The following is a 19,962-nucleotide window of genomic DNA, read 5'->3' on the forward strand; positions in this document are numbered from 1 at the left end:
GCAACCGGTACACCCTTTGTTAGCTCTGGGCCGCAGCGCCGCACCGGACTTTGCCAAATGTTAGCGGACGCGGGTCCAGTTTCGGAACGGATACGGGTGGGGAAGAGAATGACGATCATTTTGCGGATATTGCTCGCTGTGGGCATGGCCTGCGGCGTCCTGGCGCCTGCCGGCCGTGTCGTCGCGGCTGACGCCAAATCCCTCAACATCGTCTTCGTGAACCCCGGCAAGACCGGCGAGGTCTATTGGGACATGGTCGCGCAGACCATGCAGGCCGCGGGCCGCAAGCTCGATGCGCATGTCGAGGTGCTGACCAGCGAGCGCAACTACCGCACCATGCAGGAGCTCGGGCTCGGCGTCGTGGCACGTCGCGACAAGCCGGACTTCCTCATTCTCTCGAACGAGGAATCCGCCGCCGTTCCGATCCTGGAGGCGGCCGAGGCTGCGGGCGTCAAGACGCTGCTGCTCTCGAACACGCTGATCGGCGAGGATGCGAGCCGTCTTGGACCGCCGCGCCGGACGCTCAAGACCTGGCTCGGCGATATCACGACCGATCTTCAGACCGCGGGGGCGCGGATGGCGAACGCGCTGATCAGCGCGGCGCGTGCCGAGAAATGGCAGAGCCCGGATGGCAAGATCCACATTCTCGGCATCGGTGGCGACGAGATCACGCCCGCCTCGATCGCCCGCAATGCCGGTCTCCAGCTCGCTGTCGCGGCCGCGCCCGACGTGGTGGTGGACCGGATGCTGTTCGCCAACTGGACGCAGTCGGAGGCCGAGCAGGTCACGGCGAATTATCTGAGCTGGGCCTCGCGCAAGGAGATCCGCCCCGCCGGCATATGGGCCGGAAACGATCCGATGGCGCTCGGCGCGCTTCGCGCGGCGACCGCTGCCGGCCTCATTCCCGGCCGGAATATCCAGGTGGTCGGCCTCAACTGGTCGGAGGACGCGCTACGCGAGATCAGGGCCGGCCGTCTGCTCCTGACCGACGGCGGGCACTTCCTGCTCGGCGGCTGGTCGATCGTCCTGCTCCGCGACTACGCCGATGGCTGCGATTTCGCCGCCGTCTCACCCCGCGTCGAGGTCAAGACATCCGCGATCACGCGCGACAATCTCGCTCCGGTCGGTGACCTCATCAGGACGCGCGCTTTCGACCGGATCGATTTCGCGCGGTTCCGGGCGAAAGCGGGACGCTGCGGCCAGTATGATTTCTCCGTCGATGCGCTCATCTCGTCCCTGGCGCCTCAAGACAGCGCCGGTGACTGATGCGTCAGGTGAGACGATGACCGGTCCGGATCGCAACGAGCAGGCAGCGCCACCGCGCTTGCGCTCGGTCGTCCGCGCGATGATCTGGGCCACCGTACCCGTTCTGCTGCTGGTGCAACTGCTTGCCTCCGCCGGCGTCGAGGCCTCGAGCTTCTGGTCGCAGATCAGGCAGCTCGACGCCCACATCGCCCGCGTCGCCGAGAGCCGCGCCGAGCTGATCGCCGAGCCGCTCTGGAAGATGCGCTACGACCAGGTCACGAACGTGCTCAACGAGATCATGCACGACGAGACCATCGCGGCGGCGGCCGTCTATGACGACACCGGCGTTGCGATCGCCCGCGTGGTGGCGCGCCCCTCCGGGCAGGCGGTCGCGGAGGTGTCGCGTCCGATCAACTACAGCAACGGCAACATGGCCGTGCAGGCCGGCCGCATCGCGATCGCCTATTCCTACGCAACAGTGTACGCCGACACGGGCAGCCGCCTGATGCGGCTGCTGATCGTCGGCCTGCTCGCAACGCTTGCGACCGTGGTCGCAATGCGGATCTCGGCGAACATCTTTATCGGCAAGCCGCTTGCCGCGATCATGTCGGCGATCCAGCGCAGCAAGCGGGATGGTCGCGCCTATCCGGCGGACATCAGATCGTCGAACGAATTCGGCCAGCTCGCGCACGCCTTCAACGCGATGCAGCACACGACGTCAGGTGCGCTCGACCGGCTCGGGCACATGGCTTCGCACGACCCGCTCACGAGCCTGCCCAACCGCCGCTCGCTGTCCGAGCGCCTGGTGACCTTGAGCAGCGATGCAGGCTCGCCGGATTCCCTGATCGCCTTCTGCTTCATCGATCTGGACGACTTCAAGGGCATCAACGACACCTTCGGTCATGATGCCGGCGACAAGTTCCTGGTCCATATTTCCGGACGCCTCCGCGAGGCGGTCGAGCCGCAGGATTGGGTGGCGCGGCTCGGCGGCGACGAATTCGTGGTGATCCGTCCCGAAGTCAGCAACGAAGCGACCGCGCAAGCCTTCGCGCGCCAGCTGCTGAACGCGATTTCCGAACCGATCCGGCTGCACGACAAGCAGGTCGTGCCGCGGGCCAGCATCGGTCTTGCGGTGCGCCGCGCCGGCGATTCCGAGCTGTCGTACCTGCCGGCGCTCGCCGACATCGCGCTCTACCATGCCAAGACCAAGGCGCCCGGCACCGTCGCGGTGCTGAACGAGGCGCTCCAGCGCGACTACCGCCGTCGCAGGGAGCTCGAGCTTGCCATTCCCGCAGGCTTCGCCGAGGGCCAGTTCGAGGTCTGGTATCAAAGCCAGGTCGACCTCGGGAACCAGGGCATCGTCGGCCTGGAGGCGCTCATTCGTTGGCGCCACCCTGAATATGGCGTGATCGGTCCCGGCGAATTCCTGTCGCTGATCGAGCGCAGCGGCAACAATGCACGGCTGACGCGCTATGTGCTGACCGATGCCTGCCGCGCGCTGCAACATTTGGCTGCCGCCGGCAGGCCGGATATCCGGATCGCGATCAACCTGCCGCCGTCCGAGCTCGCCGACCATTCGCTTGCCGCCGAGCTGCGCGAGACCTGCCTGCGCTTCGGCGTCGCGGCCTCGTCGCTCGAGCTCGAGATCACCGAGGGCTCGCTGATCAACAACATCGCCAGCGCGTCCGAGACGTTGCATCGCCTGCGGCGCCTCGGCGCCACCATCGCGCTCGACGATTTCGGCACGGGCTACAGCTCGCTCGCCCATCTCAGGCGTTTCCCGCTGGACAAGGTCAAGATCGACAAGGCCTTCATCAGCGAGATTCCGGACAGCGCGGAAGACAAGGCGATCGTCGGCGTCATTGCATCGCTTGCCGGCACGCTGGGGCTGACCCTGGTCGCCGAAGGCATCGAGCGGGCCGAGCAGGCCCAGGCCATGCGCGAGATGGGCGTGAGGTTCGGGCAGGGCTTTCTCTATCAGAGGCCGCAGCCGCTCGCGGCCGTGCTGCAATGGCTCGAGGGACAGGCCGGCGAGGGCCGTATTCGCGTCGACAGCCCGCCGCTTGCGCCCGAATTCGCCGCCTGAGGGCGGATCATCACGGCTGGGTCGCGTTCCAGAGCATGGAGAGGCCGGCTGCGATCATGATCGCGTCCATCATCATGCGGAACATGTCCGGCTTCAAATGCAGCACGAAGCGCTTTGCGATGAAGGCACCTGACATCAGCGAGCAACCGGCGATCAGGCCCTTGATGAAGACATCGCCGGTCAGCGCCCCGAAGCGTTCGAAGGTCACGGATTTCGCGAAGTAGAGGCCGAGCGAGGCGGCGGCTTCCGTCGCCAGGAACGCGCCCTTGCTCAAGCCGTAGAACAGGAACAGCGGCACGCTGAGCGGGCCGGTCGAGACCACGATGCCGGTGAGATAGCCGATGACCGCCCCGCCGATTGCGAGGTGCCAGAGATTGGCCTTGAGGTCGTGCCGCGCCAGCCAGTGCCGGACCGGCACCATCGCGATCAGGAAGATGCCGATGGCGAGATCGACGGTTTGCGAGGGCAGCGCCAGCAGCGTGCGCGCGCCAAGCGCCGCGGCCGGAATGCCCGTCACCGAATAGGCCGCGCAGGCCCGCCAGTCGACCTCGCGCCACCAGGCCAGAATCCGCGAGAAATTCGCCATCACGGAGGCCACGGCCATGATCGGCACGGCTTCCTTCGGCCCGTACGCATAGACCAGCACCGGCATCAGCATGATCGACGAGCCGGTGCCGACGATGCCTGAGATGGTGCCGGCGATGAGGCCGACGGTGAGGACGAAGAGGAAGGCCAAGGGCGGGGCTCCGGGAATCGGAGCAGTGTAGCTGGAGGAGGCGTGCAGGGCGAACGATCGGGGCGTTTGTCTCGTCGTTAATCGGCGGTGTTGCGGGAACCGCCAATCCGATCTGCTCGGCGGCCTGATCCTTAGAATTTGAAGCGTATTGATCGGAGCCGGCGCTATCGCGAGCATGTGGCCGCGAATGCCAGGCGGCTGTCCGCGAACGAGACTCCATGACGAATTCCGCTGCTGACAGCATGTTGGCAGCAGGGACCGGCTACGACCCTCTCCTGACAAAACGGAGAGCGGGTCATGCCGATCGAGGCAAGCTGTCATTGCGGTGAGACGGTGTTCGAGGTGACGGAGGCGCCCTCGAGCGTGACGCGCTGCACCTGCTCGCTCTGCGCCAAGCGCGGTGCGTTGTGGGCCTATTACAAGCCGGCGCAGTTTCGCCTGCTGTCGCCGCCGGAAAGCGTCGCGACCTATCTCTGGGGCAGCCGCACCGTCAAACACCATTTCTGTGCAAACTGCGGCTGCGGCACCTATTCGGAGTCGCCGGACTGGTCGACCGGCAAGCCCGACTTCGACAATCCCAGGGTCGGCGTCAACGCGCGCCTGTTCGACGATTTCGATCTGGACGCCGTGCCGGTCAACGTGATCGACGGCAAGAATTTGTGGTGAGTGCCACAGGTTCGCACAATCTATCTCAGCACCGCCCAAGCCGGCGCGTGATCGCTCGCGCCGTCCTCGCCGCGAACCTTCTTGTCGACACCGGCCTTGGCCAGGCGTGAAACGAGGGCAGGGCTGAGCAGCAGATGATCGAGCCGCAGGCCCGCATCGCGCGGCCAGCGGTTCCGCTTGTAGTCCCAGAATGTGTAGATGCGCTTGTCCGGATGAAGCTCGCGGATCGCGTCGCACCAGCCTTGCGCGACCAGCGAGGCAAAGGCCGCGCGGCTCTTCGGCTGGATCAGCGCATCCTTGTCCCAGGATCTCGTCGGATAAATGTCGATCGCCGTCGGTGCCACGTTGTAGTCGCCGGCGAGCACCACGGGCAGGTCCTGCTTGATGAAGGTCTTGGCGTGGCGCTTCAGGCGCGCGAACCAGTCGAGCTTGTAGTCGAATTTCGGCCCCGGCTGGGGATTGCCGTTGGGCAGGTAGATGCTGGTGACGATGATGCCGCGCACGGCGGCCTCGATGTAGCGCGCCTCGTGATCGTCGCGGTCGCCGGGCAGGCCGTCGCGGGTGAGAACGGGCTCGGCATTGCGGGCGAGGATGGCAACGCCGTTCCAGGTTTTTTGTCCACGCCATACTGCGCCATAGCCGGCCTTTTCGATGGCGCCCGCCGGAAATTCGCCATCACTTGCCTTCAATTCCTGGAGCGCGACGACATCAGGCTTCGCTGCGCGCATCCATGCCAGCAGATTGGGCAGGCGGCGGTTGATGTTGTTGATGTTGAACGTCGCGATCTTCATGTAGAGCTGCTGGCTCCTGCCTTCCGACACCGGAGATACAATGTCCAAGTTGAACTTTGCTGCTATCGTCGTCGTTGCCGCGTTCTCCGGAGCGGCTTCGGCACAATCGGCCGATCCGCGCGGCGCGTGCAAGGCGGATTACGACAAATTCTGCGCCGGCCTCGCGCCGGGCGGCGGCATCGTCGCCTGCCTCAACGGCAAGCGCGACCAGCTCAGCGCGACCTGCAAGGCGGCGCTCGACAGCAGGAAGAAGAAGTAAGCGGCTGACAGCTCAGCTCGGCAGCGGCGGCGGGCTCGCCGGCTGCTCGACCGGCGGCGGCGAGGGCGGTTGCTCGGCCGCCTGTGCGGAAGCCGGCTGTGCCAGCGGCTCCACCACATTGCCGCCCTTGTAGACGCGGGCATAGCGGTGGCCGAGGCTGGTCAGCACCTCATAGCCGATCGTGCCGAAATGATGCGCGAGCTCGTCGACGGTGATGCCTTCGCCGATCAGCGTCACCATGTGGCCGCGCCGTGCCGCGTTCGGCGGCAGATCGGTGATGTCGATCGCGATCAGGTCCATGGAGACGCGGCCTGCAACCGGGCAGCGTTTGCCGGCAACGATCACCTCTGCGCCGCGCGTGCCGTCGTTTGAACTGGCGGCGCGGAAATAGCCGTCGGCATAGCCGACCGCGATGATCGCAAGCTTGGTCGGCCGGCGCGCGGTCCAGGTGCCGCCATAGCCGACGCTCTCGCCGCGCTCGACATTGCGGATCTGCACGATGCGCGCCTTGAGGTCGACCACTGGCTGCATCGGATTGTCGGCCTCCGGCGTCGGGTTGACGCCGTAGAGCGCGGCGCCCGGCCGCACCAGGTCGAACTGGAAGGGGGCGCCGAGGAAGATTCCGGACGAATTGGCGAGCGCCGCCGGCACGCCGGAGAATTCGCTGGCGATGCCGCGGAAGGAGGCGAGCTGCTTTGCATTGACCGGGCTGTTGAGCTGCTCGGCCGAGACCAGATGGCTCATCACCAGCGTGATGCCGTGATCGCCGGCATTGATGCGGGGAATGATGGCCTGCGCTTCCGAAAGCGTCAGCCCCAGCCGGTTCATGCCGGTGTCGATGTGAACAGCGGCGCCTCCGTTCCAGCCGGTGCGGCGGCAGAACACGTCCCATTCGGCGAGCTCGTTGAGATCGCCGATCACCGGACGGCAATTGATCTGGGCGTAGTGCTCGCCGGTGTTCTGGAAATAGCCGCCGAGCACGTAGATGGTCGGCTCCGGGACGGCGGCGCGCACCTTGCGCGCCTCCTCGATGGTGGCGACGAAGAAGGTCTTGCAACCGGCCTTGCTGAGGGCACGCGAGACCTGCGCGGCGCCGCAGCCATAGGCATCGGCCTTGATCACCGCCGAGCATTCGGCCGGCACCGCCGTCTTCTCGAGCTTGCGCCAGTTGGCGATGATCGCGTCGAGGTCGACGGTGAGCACGCCGCCAAAGGCTGCGAGCGCGGCAGCCTTGTTGGCCTCCGCGGAGAGAAGGCCGGATTGCGGGATCATTTTCGGGTCGGACGCCATTGTCATGGCGCCGTTTTACGCAAGAGCTCCGCGCGGTTCAACCCGTGGAACCCAGCAAGGAGCCTAGTACTCGCTGCGATCCGGCAACTGGCCGTCATGCGCGAGGTCACCGAAGCGCGTGACCGAGGCGTCGAAGTGCAGCTCGACGGTGCCGGTCGGACCGTGGCGCTGCTTGCCGATGATGACTTCGGCCCGGCCGACCGTGCGTTCCATGTCGGCCTGCCATTTGGCGTGTTCCTCGGTGCCGGGGCGCGGCTCCTTCATGGCGAGGTAATATTCCTCGCGGAACACGAACAGCACGACGTCGGCGTCCTGCTCGATCGAGCCGGATTCACGCAGGTCCGAGAGCTGCGGCCGTTTGTCCTCGCGCGATTCCACCTGGCGCGAGAGCTGCGACAGCGCGATCACGGGGACATTGAGCTCCTTCGCCAGCGCCTTCAGACTGGTCGTGATCTCGGTGATTTCCTGCACGCGGCTGTCGCTGGCGCGCTTGCCCGAGCCGGACAGCAGCTGGATGTAGTCGATCACGAGGAGATCGAGGCCCTTCTGCCGCTTCAGCCGGCGTGCGCGCGCCATCAGCTGCGCGATCGACAGACCGCCGGTTGCGTCGACATAGAACGGCAATGATTGCAGCTCGATCGAGACCTGCCGGATTTTCTCGAAATCGGCCTCGGAAATGCCGCCGCGGCGGATGTGGGAGGAGGGGATGCCGGTGCGCTCGGCCACGATACGCGTGGCGAGCTGGTCGGCCGACATTTCGCAGGAGAAGAAGCCGATCACGCCGCCATTGGCGGCCTTCATGGTGCCGTCGGCCTGGAGCTCCGGCACGTAGGCTTGTGCGACGTTGTAGGCAATGTTGGTCGCCAGCGACGTCTTGCCCATGCCGGGACGTCCCGCGACGATGATGAGGTCGGAGTGCTGCAAACCGCCCATCTTGGTGTCGAGGTCGCGCAGGCCCGTCGAGATGCCCGACAGCTTTCCGTCGCGCTGGAAGGCCTTCGCCGCGAGATCGACGGCAACCGTCAGCGCCTGCGAGAATTTCTGGAAGCCGCCGTCATAGCGGCCGGACTCGGCGAGTTCGTACAGCTTTCGCTCGGCGTCCTCGATCTGCGCGCGCGGCTGGAAATCGACCGGGGCGTCGTAGGCGACATTGACCATGTCCTCGCCGATGCCGATCAGGTCACGCCGCAGCGACAGGTCGTAGACGGTGCGGCCGTAGTCCTGGGCGTTGATGATGGTGGTCGCTTCGGCCGCGAGGCGCGCCAGATATTGCCCGATGGTCATGCCGCCGACATCGGTATCGGCGGGCAGGAACGTCTTCAGCGTGACGGGCGTGGCGATCTTGCCCATCCGGATCAGGCTGCCGGCGGTGTCGAAGATGGTCTGGTGCAGCGGCTCGAAGAAATGCTTCGCCTCCAGGAAGTCGGAGACGCGGTAGAAGGCATCGTTGTTGACCAGGATTGCGCCCAGAAGGCTCTGTTCCGCCTCGATATTGTGCGGCGCGCTCCGATAGGTCGGAGTTCCTGCGTCAGGCGCGAGTTTGAGAACGTTCGAATCAGTCAGGGCCATGGTCGGACGTGCTTAGCAATTTTCTTGGGCGGATGCGGGGCCGGGATAAAGCGCCGCCTGCGCCCAAAGCGGAAGCAAAAGCTGACCGCTATCAACCGCTCAGTTAAAATGGTGGATGATTAGCAGCCGCAGCGTGCACCGCGCTTGACGGATTTTTTCGGAACCCGCCCCGGCCCGGAAGCGGCCGCGACCGCGCCATGGAAATATCCTGAAACCGTGAACCTAATGGATTGGCGTGCCGACGTATGAAGGGCGCGCGAAATGACGCACGCTGGCCGCTTTCGGCTTGGGCTCAGACCAGCAGGAGGTAGACCAGCGCAACCAGGGCCGCCCCGACGCCGGTAACGATCAGGGCGTAATCGGTGCGGAGGTCGTCCTGCACGTCGAATGAGGTTTGGGTCTCTTTGCTCATGGCGACGGTCTAGGCCAGGCCCGACCAGACTTATGTGAAGCAGATCACATCTCTCCGGATTCTTTCGGGGGTAGCGCCGGAACGGGCGGGCGGACAGGGGATTGTCCCCGGTAACCCGCCATCAGGGAGACGAGGCAAGCGATGCGGCCAGAACGGCAGCACCAGATCTGGCGAAGCGAGGCAGGCAGCCGGCTTTGGCTGTCCGGGCTGATCGCGGCCATGCAGCACGCCGAGCGCCCCGAAGTGCGCCGCGAGCCGGTCGCGCCCGAGATCCTGGTGGAACTGCGGGCGCAACTGGCGTTAACGGCTTCTTTCCGCTCGTCCCCGATTTCGACCCTGCGTCACTAGACTCTATTCCCCAGCCAGCTTCAGCCTTGGCTTGGCGCCGCCTTCGATGGCCCGCAGGCGGGCTTCTTCGTGTGTGATGTAGTCACGGGTCATCGGCACCACACCCTGACGCTTGGTGAGCTGGATCTGGAAGTTCATCATGTGCTGCTTGCGGAACGTCATCTCGCTGGCCGCTAGATAAAACTCCCACATCAGCGCGAAGCGCTCGTCGTAAAGTTGCACGGCCTCCTCGCGCCGCGCCATGAAGCGCTCCCGCCAGGCCTTCAGTGTCTCGGCGTAATGCAGCCGCAGGATCTCGATGTCGCAGACCAGCAGGCCCGCACGCTCGATCGCCGGCAGCACCTCGGACAGAGCGGGGATGTAACCGCCCGGGAAGATGTATTTGGCGATCCAGGGATTGGTGGAATCCGGGCCCTGCGAACGGCCGATCGAATGCAGCAGCATGACACCGTCCTCGCTCAGGAGTTCGGCGCAGCGCTGGAAGTAAGCGTCGTAGAACCTGACCCCGACATGCTCCAGCATGCCGACCGAGACGATACGGTCGAACGGGCCGTCAATGTCGCGATAGTCCTGGAGCAGGAATTTGGCCGATCCGGTCAGGCCCTTTTCGGCCGCGCGCGCATTGGCGGTCTGCAACTGCTCTGTCGACAGCGTGATGCCGGTGACGTCGGCGTCTGCGATCTCGGCGAGATAGATCCCGAGCCCGCCCCAGCCCGAGCCGATGTCGAGCACGCGCTGGCCAGCCGTGACGCGCAGCTTCGCGGCGATGTGCCGCTTCTTGGCGAGCTGCGCATCGTCGAGCGTGCTCTCCGGCGCCTCGAAATAGGCGCAGCTATATTGCTTGTCGGCGTCGAGGAAGAGCGAATAGAGCCGGGCGTCGAGATCGTAGTGATGCGCGACATTGCGACGCGAGCGCGAGCGCGGATTGAACTGCTTCAGATGTCGCGTCAGATAGCGCAGGTGCCACCAGGGTTTTGCCCACTGCGGCAATAGGTCGGGTTGATCGAGCAGGATCGCGAGGGCATCAGCTATGGTGCCGCGCTCGACGACGAACTCGCCGTCCATATAGGCCTCGCCAAGCCCGAGCTCGGGATTGATGAGGATCTTTCGTTCTGCGTCCGCAGTGACGAAACGGACTGCGATCGGCTCGCCCGAGCCGTTGCCGACGGTGAACTTCGCCCCCTTCGCCGTGGTCACCGTCATCGACCCGCGGCGAATGAATTGAGACAGGAATTGACGCAACAAACGGTCCATCGACACCTTCCTCTCGAGCGAACCCGAAGAGATGCGACTAACCCGGCTTTCACATCAGACGCTCAGGTCCCGCTCTGGTTCCTATGCGCTTGCATCTAAATCTAGGGAGGGTCGTCCGCTCCCGCTATTGCGCTGTATTCAAAGCCGATATTCCAAAAGCGCTTAATCACATCCTTGCGCGCGGAGCCTGCTTCCATTCGCGGCTCAATCCGCTAAAAGGTGACCGCCGCCGCGCCGGGATGCCGGCTGCATTCGCGGAAATTCAATGGAGATGATGGGAATGTCGAGCCGAGCGCTCAGCCTCGCGACGGTAGTGCTTCTGATCGGCTTCGGCGCGACCGATGCCGCTCTTGCGCAGGCGACGAACCTCGAGGCCGGCAAGGCCCCATCCCAGCTCTTCGCGCAGACCTGCAATGCCTGCCACAAGAGCCCGAGGGGGCTGCTGAAGACCGTCGCGCCGGGTTCGCTGCCGGGTTTCCTGCGTCAGCACTACACCACCAGCTCCGACATGGCCGGCGTGCTGGCTTCCTACCTTGTTTCGAACGGCGCCACCGACACCCGCTACCAGGCCAAGGATGGTGGCAAGGACGGCAAGGACAAGAAGGACGGCGCCAAGGACAAGGAAGCGAGCACCAATCCTGCGCAGTCGCCCGAACATCAGGGCCGTCGCCAGCGCTCCCAGGAGGCCAAGCCGGAAGGTGAGGCTGCAGCTCCCGCGGCCGAGGGCGCGCGTCAGAAGCGCGCCGCGCGGCCTGCCGAAGAGGGCGCCAGGGAAGGTCTAAAGCCCGAGGGCCAGGCGGCGCCTGAGGGGCGCAAAGCCAAGCGTCGCGGCAAGCCCGGGACCGAGGAAGCGCCGAAGGTCGACGCCGCCGCGCCGGCCACTGAAGAGAAGAAGAGCGAGCCGAAGGCCGAGTCCAAGCCCGAGAGCGCCAAGGTCGAACCCGGTCGTGACGAGTCCAAGCCAGAGAAGGCGACTGAGAAACCCGCCGAGCCGAAGCCGGAGAGCGCCAAGGTCGAGCCGCGCAGCAGTGACGCTCCGGCGCTGCGGCCCGATCCGGTGCCGCAGGTGACGCCGGCCCCGCCGGCGGCCGCTACGAAGCCGGCCGAGCCAGCCGCGCCCAAGGCGGCGGAAGAGGCGGCTCCCAAGCCTGCCGCGCCTGCCGCAAGCTCCGAGCCGGTGGCCAAGCCGCAGGAGCCGGCGCCGCCCGCGACCGCTGCGGCCCCGCCGCCGGCGGAGTCATCAGGACCGCCGGCGCCGCCGATTTCGCGCTAGGCCAACCCGCATTTTCAGATCGCGATGCGAGGGCCGCGTTCACCGCGGCCCTCGCATCGTCTTGACTGTGATTAGAGCATTACTCTAGAGTGATACTCTAGGAGGCGCCGATGTCGGCAAGCATGCGTGACGACCTGTTGGCGGCGGGGCTGTTCGTGTTCGACCGCGCCGGCTTCGAGGCTGCGACGGTGGCTGCGATCCGCGCCAAAGCGCGCGCCTCCAACGGCAGCTTCTTTCATGTCTTCGGGTCGAAGAAGGAGCTGGCCGGCGCGTTGTTCCTGGAGGTGCTGCGGCATTATCACGCCGCAGTGCTGGCCGCGCTCGATCCCGTGCCTGACACCGAACAGGGCATCGATCGCCTGATCCGGGCGCATCTCGACTGGGTCGTGTCGAGCCGGCGCGAGGCCCGCTATCTCTTCGAGATCTCGCGCAGCGAATGGGGCGAGGATGTCCGCGACGCCCAGCGCGCACAGAATGCGCGCCTTGCCGAAGGCATCGAACGCTGGCGCGCGCCGCTGGTTGCCGGCGGCGAGCTTCTGCCGATGACACCGGTGACGTTCATCAGCCAGCTCATCGGCCCGGCGCAGATCTTCTGCCGCGCGTTCCTGTCGGGTCGCGATCGTGCCGATCCGCGGAGCGAGGCCGACACGCTGGTCGCCTGCGCCATCCGCGCGCTGCGGCCGCCCGATCGCATCAACAAGCAATAAGGAGAGGTGTCATGCGAGCCGAAGCAGATCCGGAATTTGCGGCCGTGGCCGAGCGCATCCACGCCAATGTCGGCCGCCAGGGCTTCATGAACCTCGTTGGCGCCGAGCTCTCGGAATTGTCGCGCGGCACCTGCACGATCGCGGTGGAGCGCCGGCCGGAGCTGCTTCAGCAGCACGGCTTCTTTCATGGCGGCGTCACCGCCTTTCTGGTCGACAACGCCACGACGATCGCGGCCGCCACCTCGCGCGGCCGGCCGGCGCTGACGGCGGAGTACAAGCTCAACTTGTTGTCGCCCGCTGTCGGCGAGAAGCTGATCTGCCGGGCAAGAGTGATCAAGCCAGGGCGCCAGGTCTCCGTGGTTGCGGCCGACGTGTTCTGTGTCAGCGACGGTGTCGAGAAGCATACGGCAACCGCGCTCGCCTCGATCGCGATGCTGAGCGAGGATGTCGCCGCCAAAACGAAAAGCCCGGCCGCTTGATGCGGCCGGGCTGATCCACTCTCTCGTCATTGCCGGGCTTGACCCGGCAATCCATCTTCTTGAGCAAAACTCTTTTGATGGATGCGCGGGTCAAGCCCGCGCATGACGAGGTGTGTTGTTGCTTACTTCTCGGTCTCTTCCGCAGCCGGGGCCGGCTCGACGTCGTCGTGCTGGGCTTCCGGATCGAAGAACTCGCCGGCGGCGGCGATCGCCTCGGCGGCCGCGTCGCGGTCCTCGTTGCGGGTCGAGATGTCCTCGCCGCGGTTGATGCGCTCGGCCTCGTCCTGGCTGCGCGCAACCGTGACGGTGATCTCGACCTCGACCTCGGGGTGAACGGCGACGGTGATGGTGTGCTTGCCGATGGTCTTGATCGGTGCGTCGAGCTGGATCTGCGGGCGGGCGAGCGAGATGCCGTCGGCTTCGAACGCGACGACGATGTCGCGCACGTTGACCGAGCCGAACAGCTGGCCGGCTTCCGAGGCCTGGCGGATCACGATGATGTTCTTGCCCTGGATCTTCTCGGCGACCTTGGACGCCTCGGCCTTGGACGCGAGGTTGCGGGCCTCGAGGTCGGCCTTCATGCCGTCGTACTTGGCGCGGTTGTCGGCGGTGGCGCGCAGCGCCTTGCCGCGCTTGAGCAGGAAATTACGGGCGTAGCCGTCGCGAACCTTCACGACTTCGCCCATCTGGCCGAGCTTGTTGACGCGTTCCAGCAAAATGACTTCCATATTCGTTCTCCTTTGAAGTGCTCTGTGAGTTCTGGGTTTCAGGGTTGGACTTAAGGGGTCGGCAGCGGCGGCGGCTGGCGGCTGCGCAGGAAGCGCTCGCGGAAGCCGAACACGGCATCCGCAAGGCCCAGGATCACCATCGCGATGACAGGCCATCCGAACACGACGACGACGGCGTAGGTCGAGCCGAGCCAGAACGTGCGGCTCTTCAGTGCGAGCGTCAGCGTATGCAGCACGGCAAAGCCGGTGAGCGCGTAACTCATCATCAGCGCCGCCGTTGTGATCTGCGCGACGATCGCCAGCAGCCCGCCGGTGAAGCAGAAGGCGAGCGCGATGCAGAGCGCCACGAGCGTCATCGGCGGCAGCTCGGCCGTCATCAGATCCGGCCAGGGGCGGCGCAGCCGGCCCGACGTCGCCGTCACCTTGGCGCTGAGCCAGAGGTTGAGGGTCAGCGTCATCATTGCGACGATGGTGGCGGCGGCTGGCGCGATGCGCACCAGCGCGTCGACGAACTGGTCGGCTTCACCGGAGGCTTGCGGATCGGTGGCGCGGAGGATGCGCATCAGGCCGCGCCGCAGCGTGCCCATGATGGTGTCGGCGTCGGTGCCGAGCGTGAGCAGGGCGGCGATTGTGGTCAGGGTGGCGAAGCCCGCGATCCACAGCAGGATGCGGCCGACCGGGTACCACTCGAGCTCAGGCCCGGCCGGCGGCTCGGTCGCGGCGTCCGGCGTGACATGTCCCACCTGCCGGCTGAGCAGGACGAGATGGCCGAGCCACCAGGCCGGCAGCGCGACGGTGACGGCGAAGGCGATGCAGTAGGGCAGGCCGAACAGGGCGCCGAGGCCGATCGCGGCGGCGATGCCGCCAAGGCTCGCGCAAAGCGGTCCCCAGCCGATCGCGGCGACCATCAGCGGCAGCGGTGCGAGATAGAACAGGACGAGCGAGATCAGCGCGCCCGACACGATCGAGGCGAACATCAGGGCCGACGCAGCGCCGGCGATCAGGGCTATCAGTCCAAAGGCCATCATCAGCTGTCCCGCTCCCTTCGAGCGGTTAGAGGCGTCTCGCCCCAACCATCGGCGACCGGACGACCCGGAAGCCTTATGAAACTTAGAGAGTGCGGCCGGCGGCGATGTCGCCGCCGGCCGAGTTCGTCTTAGCGAATGACGTAGGGCAGCAGGCCCAGGAAGCGCGCGCGCTTGATGGCGCGGGCGAGCTCACGCTGCTTCTTCGCGGACACTGCGGTGATGCGGCTCGGCACGATCTTGCCGCGCTCGGAGACGTAACGCATCAGCAGCTTGGAGTCCTTGTAGTCGATCTTCGGAGCATTGGCGCCCGTGAACGGGCAGCTCTTGCGACGACGGAAAAACGGACGGCGTGCACCAGCTTCAGCCATTGATCTTACTCCCCATCCGTCGTGGTTTCGGCTTCTTCGCGCGGACGGCGCGGACCGCGGTCACCGCGGAAGCCACCACCGTCGCGATCGCCGCCACGAAAACCACCCTCGCGGTCACCACGGAAGCCGCCTTCGCGCTCGCCGCGGAAGCCGCCGCCACGGTCGTCACGCTCGCGGTCGCGGTCGGCCTTGCGCATCATCGCGGACGGGCCTTCCTCGAGCTCCTCGACGCGGACGCTGAGATAGCGGATCACGTCTTCGCTGATGCGCTCCTGGCGCTCGATCTCGGCGATCGCCGCGGACGGCGCGTCGATGTTGAGCAGCACGAAGTGCGCCTTGCGGTTCTTGTTCATGCGGTAGGTGAGGGAGCGAACGCCCCAGTTCTCGGTCTTGGTGATCTTGCCGCCGAGACCCTCGACGATACCGCTCATCTGCGCAGTCAGCTCTTCGACCTGCTGCGGGCTCGCGTCTTGGCGCGCGAGAAAAACATGCTCGTAAAGAGGCATGGAAGTCCTTTCCTCATGTTGGCGCATCGCCCGGCGTCAAGCCCTTAAGAGACCTTCGGAAAGGACTCTGGGATTAAGCTCAGAAGGCGGAAACACGGGACGACGGGCCGACTGGCCCTGCCACACCAAAATCACGAATGATTTGTTGAGACCGTCCGTTCAGCTCCCGGCCGGGGTCTGCGGATGCGCGCCTTATACGGATTTTGACCGGCTTTGCAAGGTTGGAGGGCCAGGTTTCGGCCCTTGGCGCCCGCCTGGGCGCGGGCGAGCCCCCTCAACTTGATTTATTTGTTTGTATGGCATACAAATAAATCGACGGGAGGATCCAATGGCAGACAAATCTGCCCACGCCCCATCCGAGACGGCGGCCGGCGACCCCAGGCATGCGGCGCGCGCCACACGCTCGGCCGGCCGCAAAATGCGCTCGCTGCTGCTGGATGCGGCCAGCCCGCTGTTCCGGGAGCGGGGACTGTCGGGCGCCTCGATCACCGACATCGCGGCCGCCGCGGACGCATTTCCGAGCCAGATCACCTACTATTTCCGCACCAAGGAGGCGCTGTTCGTCGAATGCGCCTGCCGCGAGCTCCTGTATCTGGCCCGCGCGACCGAGCAGGCGGCGCTGAAGGCGCGCACGCCGCGGGACTACACCCACGCTCTGGCCGAGACGGTGACGGCGAGCGATTCGGTCGCTTTCTTCGCGGAGGCGTTGACGCTGACGCGGCGTCGCCAGGATCTCGCGCCGCTGGTCGAGCGCACCATCGAGCGTCTGCACGCCGAGGGCGCGCGTGCCTATGCGAGCCAGGTCGCGCGCCATGGCTGGCGTTCCCTGCGCGCGCCCGACGAGAGCTCGCGGCGGTTCTGGGCCGTCGCCATCGGCGTCATCCTCGAAGGCTACGCCATGGGCCGCTCGCCGGATGAACTCTGCGCCGAGATGCTGCGCGTGCTTGGCGAGCAGGCGAAATCCGCCGGCGACGCCGCGCGCCTGCGCCTCGTCGACGACCGCGACGCATCGACCACTTCGGATGAGGAGAGCTAGGCCATGACCGCGCTTCGCATGCGTGCCCGCGATTTCCTGACCGAGGACCAGCTCGTCGACGTGCGCCAGCGCGTAACCTGGAAGGGTGTCGCACTGATCGCGCATGCCTGGGCGCTGATCATTGGCGCGATCGCGCTGGTCGCGTGGTGGCCCAATCCGCTGACTTATATCTTCGCCGTCGCCATTGTCGGCTCGCGCCAACTGGGCCTGTCGATTCTCATGCACGACGGCGCGCATGGTTGTCTCTCCGCCGACGAGAACACCAATTTGACGCTGAGCCAGTGGTTCTGCGCTTATCCCGTCTTTGCGGAGACGCGCGCCTATCGCCGCTATCACTTGCAGCACCACGCGCGGACCCAGCAGGAGGACGATCCCGATCTCGTGCTGTCGGCGCCATTTCCGATCACGCAGCTGAGCTATCGCCGCAAGTTCATTCGCGACATCACCGGGCAGACCGGCTACCAGCAGCGCAAGGCGCAACTGCTCAACGCCCTCGGCCCGCAGGACTGGCCGTGGCGGCAGCGCGCGGCGCATTTCTGGGAGAAGCTCGGCCCGCAATGCCTCGTCAATGCCGCGATGTTCGCAGCGCTTGCGGCGGCCGGCCTGTGGTGGGCCTATCCGTTGCTATGGCTGGTGCCGCTGCTGACCTGGATGATGGTCATCACCCGCATCCGCAACATCGCCGAGCATGCCGTCGTCCCCGACAGCCGCGATCCCCTGCGCAACACCCGCACCACGCATGCCAATTTTCTCGAGCGCCTGTTCATCGCGCCGTATTACGTGAACTATCACCTCGAGCATCATCTCCTGTTCTACGTGCCCTGCTACAATCTGCCGAAGGTCCATCGCCTGCTCAGCGAGAGCCGGCATGCCGGCCGCATGGAAGTGCAGCCGAACTACGCCGCCGTGCTGCGGCTCGCCACCGCCAGGCCGAATCGTGACGACCGGCCGGGGCAATTGGCCAGCAACGCGCGCCGCGCACGGGCTGGCGCCGAGGTCGGCGCCGATCAGAAGGCGGGTGGGTTTTAAGGGGCGCATCCCCAGTTGAATGCCGGTCGAGGTTCCCATCCTGGCTTGACATTGCAGGCCCGGACGGTGTCTACGGCCCCCTTTGAAGCACGATCCGGAACCATGGCCCAAGGCCGCGCGTAATCGGCTGCCGGTTCTAAGCAGGGATCGTGCTCGACAAGCAGGGAGCGCCGATGACGGCAGCATTCACATTTCCGGGGCAGGGGTCCCAGGCGGTTGGCATGGGCAAGGCCCTGGCCGACGCCTTCCCGGTGGCGCGCGCCGTATTCGACGAGGTCGATGCAGCGCTTGGGGAGAAGTTGACGGCCACCATCTGGGATGGCCCGGCCGAAACCCTCCAGCTCACCGAAAACGCCCAGCCGGCGCTTATGGCGGTTTCCGTTGCGACCCTGCGCGTGCTCGAGGCTGAAGCCGGTTTTTCCGTGGGGCGGGACGCGGCCTTTGTCGCCGGCCACTCGCTGGGTGAATATTCGGCGCTGGCCGCGGCCGGCAGCCTGACTGTTTCCGACACCGCGCGGCTGCTTCGCACCCGCGGTCTCGCAATGCAAAAAGCCGTGCCGGTCGGCGCCGGCGCCATGGCCGCGCTGCTCGGTCTCGATTACGAGGCCGCCATGGACGTCGCCAATGCGGCGGCGCAGGGTCAGGTCTGCCAGGCCGCCAACGACAATGGCGGCGGGCAGGTGGTCGTCTCCGGCGACAAGGCGGCGGTCGATCGCGCCGTCGAGATCGCCAAGGCCAAGGGGGCCAAGCGCGCGATGCTGCTGCCGGTGTCCGCACCCTTCCATTGCAAGCTGATGCAGCCGGCTGCCGACGCCATGGCGGAGGCGCTGGCCAAGGTCACGATCAAGGCCCCGGCAGCCCCGCTGGTATCGAATGTGCTGGCAACCGCCATCACCGATCCCGACGAGATCCGCCGCCGCCTGGTCGAGCAGGTCACCGGAACGGTGCGCTGGCGCGAGTCGGTTGCCTATATGGCAGGGCAGGGCGTTACCCGTTTCTTCGAGATCGGCGCCGGCAAGGTGCTGACGGGTCTCGTCAAGCGTATCGCCGACGGCGCCGTCGGTGTCGCCGTGGGCGGGCCGAACGACATTGCGGCCGCCAAGGATGCACTGGCCGCTGCGAAGCAGGCCTGAAGCGCGATGATTCGTCATCGCGCTCTGGTTCTTTAAGTTTGCGCACGATCTTTCCGGAAAACCGCTGCGCACTTTTCCGGATCGTGCTTTGAAGGAGTTATCGATGTTCGATCTGACTGGCAAAAAGGCGCTCGTCACCGGCGCGACCGGCGGCATCGGCGGCGCAATCGCGCAGGCGCTGCACGCGCAGGGCGCCACGGTCGCGATATCAGGGACGCGGAAGGAAGTGCTGGATGAGCTTGCCGGCAAGCTCGGCGAGCGCACCTTCGTGCTGCCGTGCAATCTGTCCAAGGCCGACGAGGTCGAGGCGCTGGTGCCCGCCGCGGAAGCCGCGATGGGCCAGGTCGACATCCTCGTCGCCAATGCCGGCATCACCCGCGACAATCTCTTCGTGCAGCTTCGCGACGAGGATTGGGAGGAGGTCATCAACGTCAACTTGACCGCGACCTTCCGCCTGGCGCGCGCCGCCACCAAATTGATGATGCGCAAGCGCTTCGGCCGCATCATCGCCATCACCTCGGTGGTCGGCGTCACCGGCAATCCCGGGCAGGGCAACTACACGGCGTCGAAGGCAGGCTTGATCGGCATGATCAAGACGCTGGGTGCCGAATACGCCAAGCGCGGCGTCACCGCCAACTGCATCGCGCCCGGCTTCATCAAGACGCCGATGACGGACGCGCTCAATGACAAGCAGCGCGAGACGATTTTGTCCAAGGTTCCGGCAGCCCGGCTGGGGACGCCCGAGGACATCGCGGCCGCCGCCGTCTACCTGAGCTCAAACGAAGCGGCCTACGTCACCGGGCAAACCATCCATGTCAACGGCGGCATGGCCATGATCTGAAGCCCTCGTTCCGTGGCCGCCCACATGGCGGTGCGGGATGCGGCAAACGGCCGTTTCCGGTGCGAAATGAGGCTTGTAGTCAAGGCAGTTGAAGTATGGTAACCGGACCTTCAACGGATGGGCAAAGAACGCCATTGCAGGTTTTTGAAACCCTGTATATTGGCGATGCGGAGCCTTG

21 protein-coding genes are annotated in these 19,962 nt (G+C 65.8%); 12 read left to right on the forward strand and 9 right to left on the reverse strand.

The genetic code is table 11. The features are described from left to right. The first annotated feature begins 108 nt into the window (after window positions 1–108). Window positions 109–1,266 (forward strand): ABC transporter substrate-binding protein, encoded by a 1,158-nt coding sequence (locus XI09_RS37700; protein ID WP_271571414.1) that lies wholly within the window; start codon window positions 109–111, stop codon window positions 1,264–1,266. Between the two features lie 16 nt (window positions 1,267–1,282). After that, window positions 1,283–3,331 carry a putative bifunctional diguanylate cyclase/phosphodiesterase gene (locus XI09_RS37705; RefSeq protein ID WP_271571415.1) on the forward strand — a complete coding sequence of 683 codons (2,049 nt, stop codon included), beginning with the start codon at window positions 1,283–1,285 and terminating at the stop codon, window positions 3,329–3,331. Between the two features lie 10 nt (window positions 3,332–3,341). Here XI09_RS37705 and XI09_RS37710 read toward each other — a convergent pair whose 3' ends face one another. Then, complete coding sequence (locus XI09_RS37710; protein ID WP_271571416.1) at window positions 3,342–4,067, reverse strand: sulfite exporter TauE/SafE family protein; 726 nt, start codon at window positions 4,065–4,067, stop codon at window positions 3,342–3,344. A gap of 297 nt (window positions 4,068–4,364) precedes the next feature. Here XI09_RS37710 and XI09_RS37715 point away from each other — a divergent pair, with 297 nt between their 5' ends. Next, window positions 4,365–4,733: a GFA family protein gene (locus XI09_RS37715; RefSeq protein WP_271571417.1), complete on the forward strand. Its 369-nt coding sequence runs from the start codon at window positions 4,365–4,367 to the stop codon at window positions 4,731–4,733. A gap of 20 nt (window positions 4,734–4,753) precedes the next feature. Here the strand turns inward: XI09_RS37715 and XI09_RS37720 are convergent, their stop codons facing one another. After that, the gene (locus tag XI09_RS37720) at window positions 4,754–5,524 is read right to left on the reverse strand and encodes an exodeoxyribonuclease III (RefSeq protein WP_271571489.1); all 771 of its coding nucleotides are present in this window, start codon (window positions 5,522–5,524) and stop codon (window positions 4,754–4,756) included. A gap of 40 nt (window positions 5,525–5,564) precedes the next feature. Between XI09_RS37720 and XI09_RS37725 the strand changes: the two genes are divergently transcribed. Then, a complete protein-coding gene (locus XI09_RS37725) occupies window positions 5,565–5,783 on the forward strand; it encodes a hypothetical protein (RefSeq protein WP_271571418.1) in 219 nt (72 codons plus the stop codon). A 12-nt stretch (window positions 5,784–5,795) separates the two neighbouring features. On the opposite strand, the gene alr is transcribed toward XI09_RS37725, so the two are convergent. Both alr and XI09_RS37735 read right to left on the reverse strand, forming a co-directional pair. Next, complete coding sequence (alr, locus tag XI09_RS37730) at window positions 5,796–7,073, reverse strand: alanine racemase (protein ID WP_271571490.1); 1,278 nt, start codon at window positions 7,071–7,073, stop codon at window positions 5,796–5,798. Window positions 7,074–7,136: 63 nt separating this feature from the next. Continuing rightward, window positions 7,137–8,642, reverse strand: a complete 1,506-nt coding sequence (locus tag XI09_RS37735) for a replicative DNA helicase (RefSeq protein WP_271571419.1) — start codon at window positions 8,640–8,642, stop codon at window positions 7,137–7,139. 553 nt (window positions 8,643–9,195) lie between these two features. On the opposite strand from XI09_RS37735, the gene XI09_RS37740 reads away from it, so the two are divergent. Further along, window positions 9,196–9,402, forward strand: a complete 207-nt coding sequence (locus tag XI09_RS37740) for a transcriptional regulator (RefSeq protein WP_271571420.1) — start codon at window positions 9,196–9,198, stop codon at window positions 9,400–9,402. Between the two features lie 3 nt (window positions 9,403–9,405). Here XI09_RS37740 and XI09_RS37745 read toward each other — a convergent pair whose 3' ends face one another. Further along, window positions 9,406–10,656 carry an SAM-dependent methyltransferase gene (locus XI09_RS37745; protein WP_271571421.1) on the reverse strand — a complete coding sequence of 417 codons (1,251 nt, stop codon included), beginning with the start codon at window positions 10,654–10,656 and terminating at the stop codon, window positions 9,406–9,408. Window positions 10,657–10,936: 280 nt separating this feature from the next. Here XI09_RS37745 and XI09_RS37750 point away from each other — a divergent pair, with 280 nt between their 5' ends. The 3 genes from XI09_RS37750 (at window position 10,937) to XI09_RS37760 (ending at window position 13,115) form a co-directional block, all read left to right on the forward strand. Further along, the gene (locus XI09_RS37750; RefSeq protein WP_271571422.1) at window positions 10,937–11,929 is read left to right on the forward strand and encodes a hypothetical protein; all 993 of its coding nucleotides are present in this window, start codon (window positions 10,937–10,939) and stop codon (window positions 11,927–11,929) included. 110 nt (window positions 11,930–12,039) lie between these two features. Beyond that, complete coding sequence (locus XI09_RS37755; protein WP_271571423.1) at window positions 12,040–12,636, forward strand: TetR/AcrR family transcriptional regulator; 597 nt, start codon at window positions 12,040–12,042, stop codon at window positions 12,634–12,636. An 11-nt stretch (window positions 12,637–12,647) separates the two neighbouring features. Continuing rightward, window positions 12,648–13,115 carry a PaaI family thioesterase gene (locus XI09_RS37760; RefSeq protein ID WP_271571424.1) on the forward strand — a complete coding sequence of 156 codons (468 nt, stop codon included), beginning with the start codon at window positions 12,648–12,650 and terminating at the stop codon, window positions 13,113–13,115. A 122-nt stretch (window positions 13,116–13,237) separates the two neighbouring features. Here the strand turns inward: XI09_RS37760 and rplI are convergent, their stop codons facing one another. The 4 genes from rplI to rpsF form a co-directional block, all read right to left on the reverse strand. After that, a complete protein-coding gene (rplI, locus tag XI09_RS37765) occupies window positions 13,238–13,843 on the reverse strand; it encodes a 50S ribosomal protein L9 (protein ID WP_011086852.1) in 606 nt (201 codons plus the stop codon). Window positions 13,844–13,893: 50 nt separating this feature from the next. Then, window positions 13,894–14,871, reverse strand: a complete 978-nt coding sequence (locus XI09_RS37770; protein WP_271571425.1) for a DUF2232 domain-containing protein — start codon at window positions 14,869–14,871, stop codon at window positions 13,894–13,896. Between the two features lie 128 nt (window positions 14,872–14,999). Beyond that, window positions 15,000–15,239: a 30S ribosomal protein S18 gene (gene rpsR, locus XI09_RS37775; RefSeq protein WP_007592020.1), complete on the reverse strand. Its 240-nt coding sequence runs from the start codon at window positions 15,237–15,239 to the stop codon at window positions 15,000–15,002. A 5-nt stretch (window positions 15,240–15,244) separates the two neighbouring features. Beyond that, the gene (rpsF, locus tag XI09_RS37780; protein ID WP_271571426.1) at window positions 15,245–15,745 is read right to left on the reverse strand and encodes a 30S ribosomal protein S6; all 501 of its coding nucleotides are present in this window, start codon (window positions 15,743–15,745) and stop codon (window positions 15,245–15,247) included. Between the two features lie 328 nt (window positions 15,746–16,073). Here rpsF and XI09_RS37785 point away from each other — a divergent pair, with 328 nt between their 5' ends. The 4 genes from XI09_RS37785 to fabG all read left to right on the forward strand — a co-directional run bounded on the left by XI09_RS37785 (window position 16,074) and on the right by fabG (window position 19,784). Next, the gene (locus XI09_RS37785; protein ID WP_271571427.1) at window positions 16,074–16,781 is read left to right on the forward strand and encodes a TetR/AcrR family transcriptional regulator C-terminal domain-containing protein; all 708 of its coding nucleotides are present in this window, start codon (window positions 16,074–16,076) and stop codon (window positions 16,779–16,781) included. A 3-nt stretch (window positions 16,782–16,784) separates the two neighbouring features. Next, window positions 16,785–17,810, forward strand: a complete 1,026-nt coding sequence (locus tag XI09_RS37790; protein WP_271571428.1) for a fatty acid desaturase family protein — start codon at window positions 16,785–16,787, stop codon at window positions 17,808–17,810. A 173-nt stretch (window positions 17,811–17,983) separates the two neighbouring features. Further along, window positions 17,984–18,943: an ACP S-malonyltransferase gene (gene fabD / locus XI09_RS37795; RefSeq protein WP_271571491.1), complete on the forward strand. Its 960-nt coding sequence runs from the start codon at window positions 17,984–17,986 to the stop codon at window positions 18,941–18,943. 103 nt (window positions 18,944–19,046) lie between these two features. Then, complete coding sequence (fabG, locus tag XI09_RS37800) at window positions 19,047–19,784, forward strand: 3-oxoacyl-[acyl-carrier-protein] reductase (RefSeq protein WP_271571429.1); 738 nt, start codon at window positions 19,047–19,049, stop codon at window positions 19,782–19,784. Window positions 19,785–19,962 lie beyond the last annotated feature (178 nt).

This window comes from Bradyrhizobium sp. CCBAU 11386 (assembly GCF_028128955.1).
Taxonomy (GTDB): domain Bacteria; phylum Pseudomonadota; class Alphaproteobacteria; order Rhizobiales; family Xanthobacteraceae; genus Bradyrhizobium.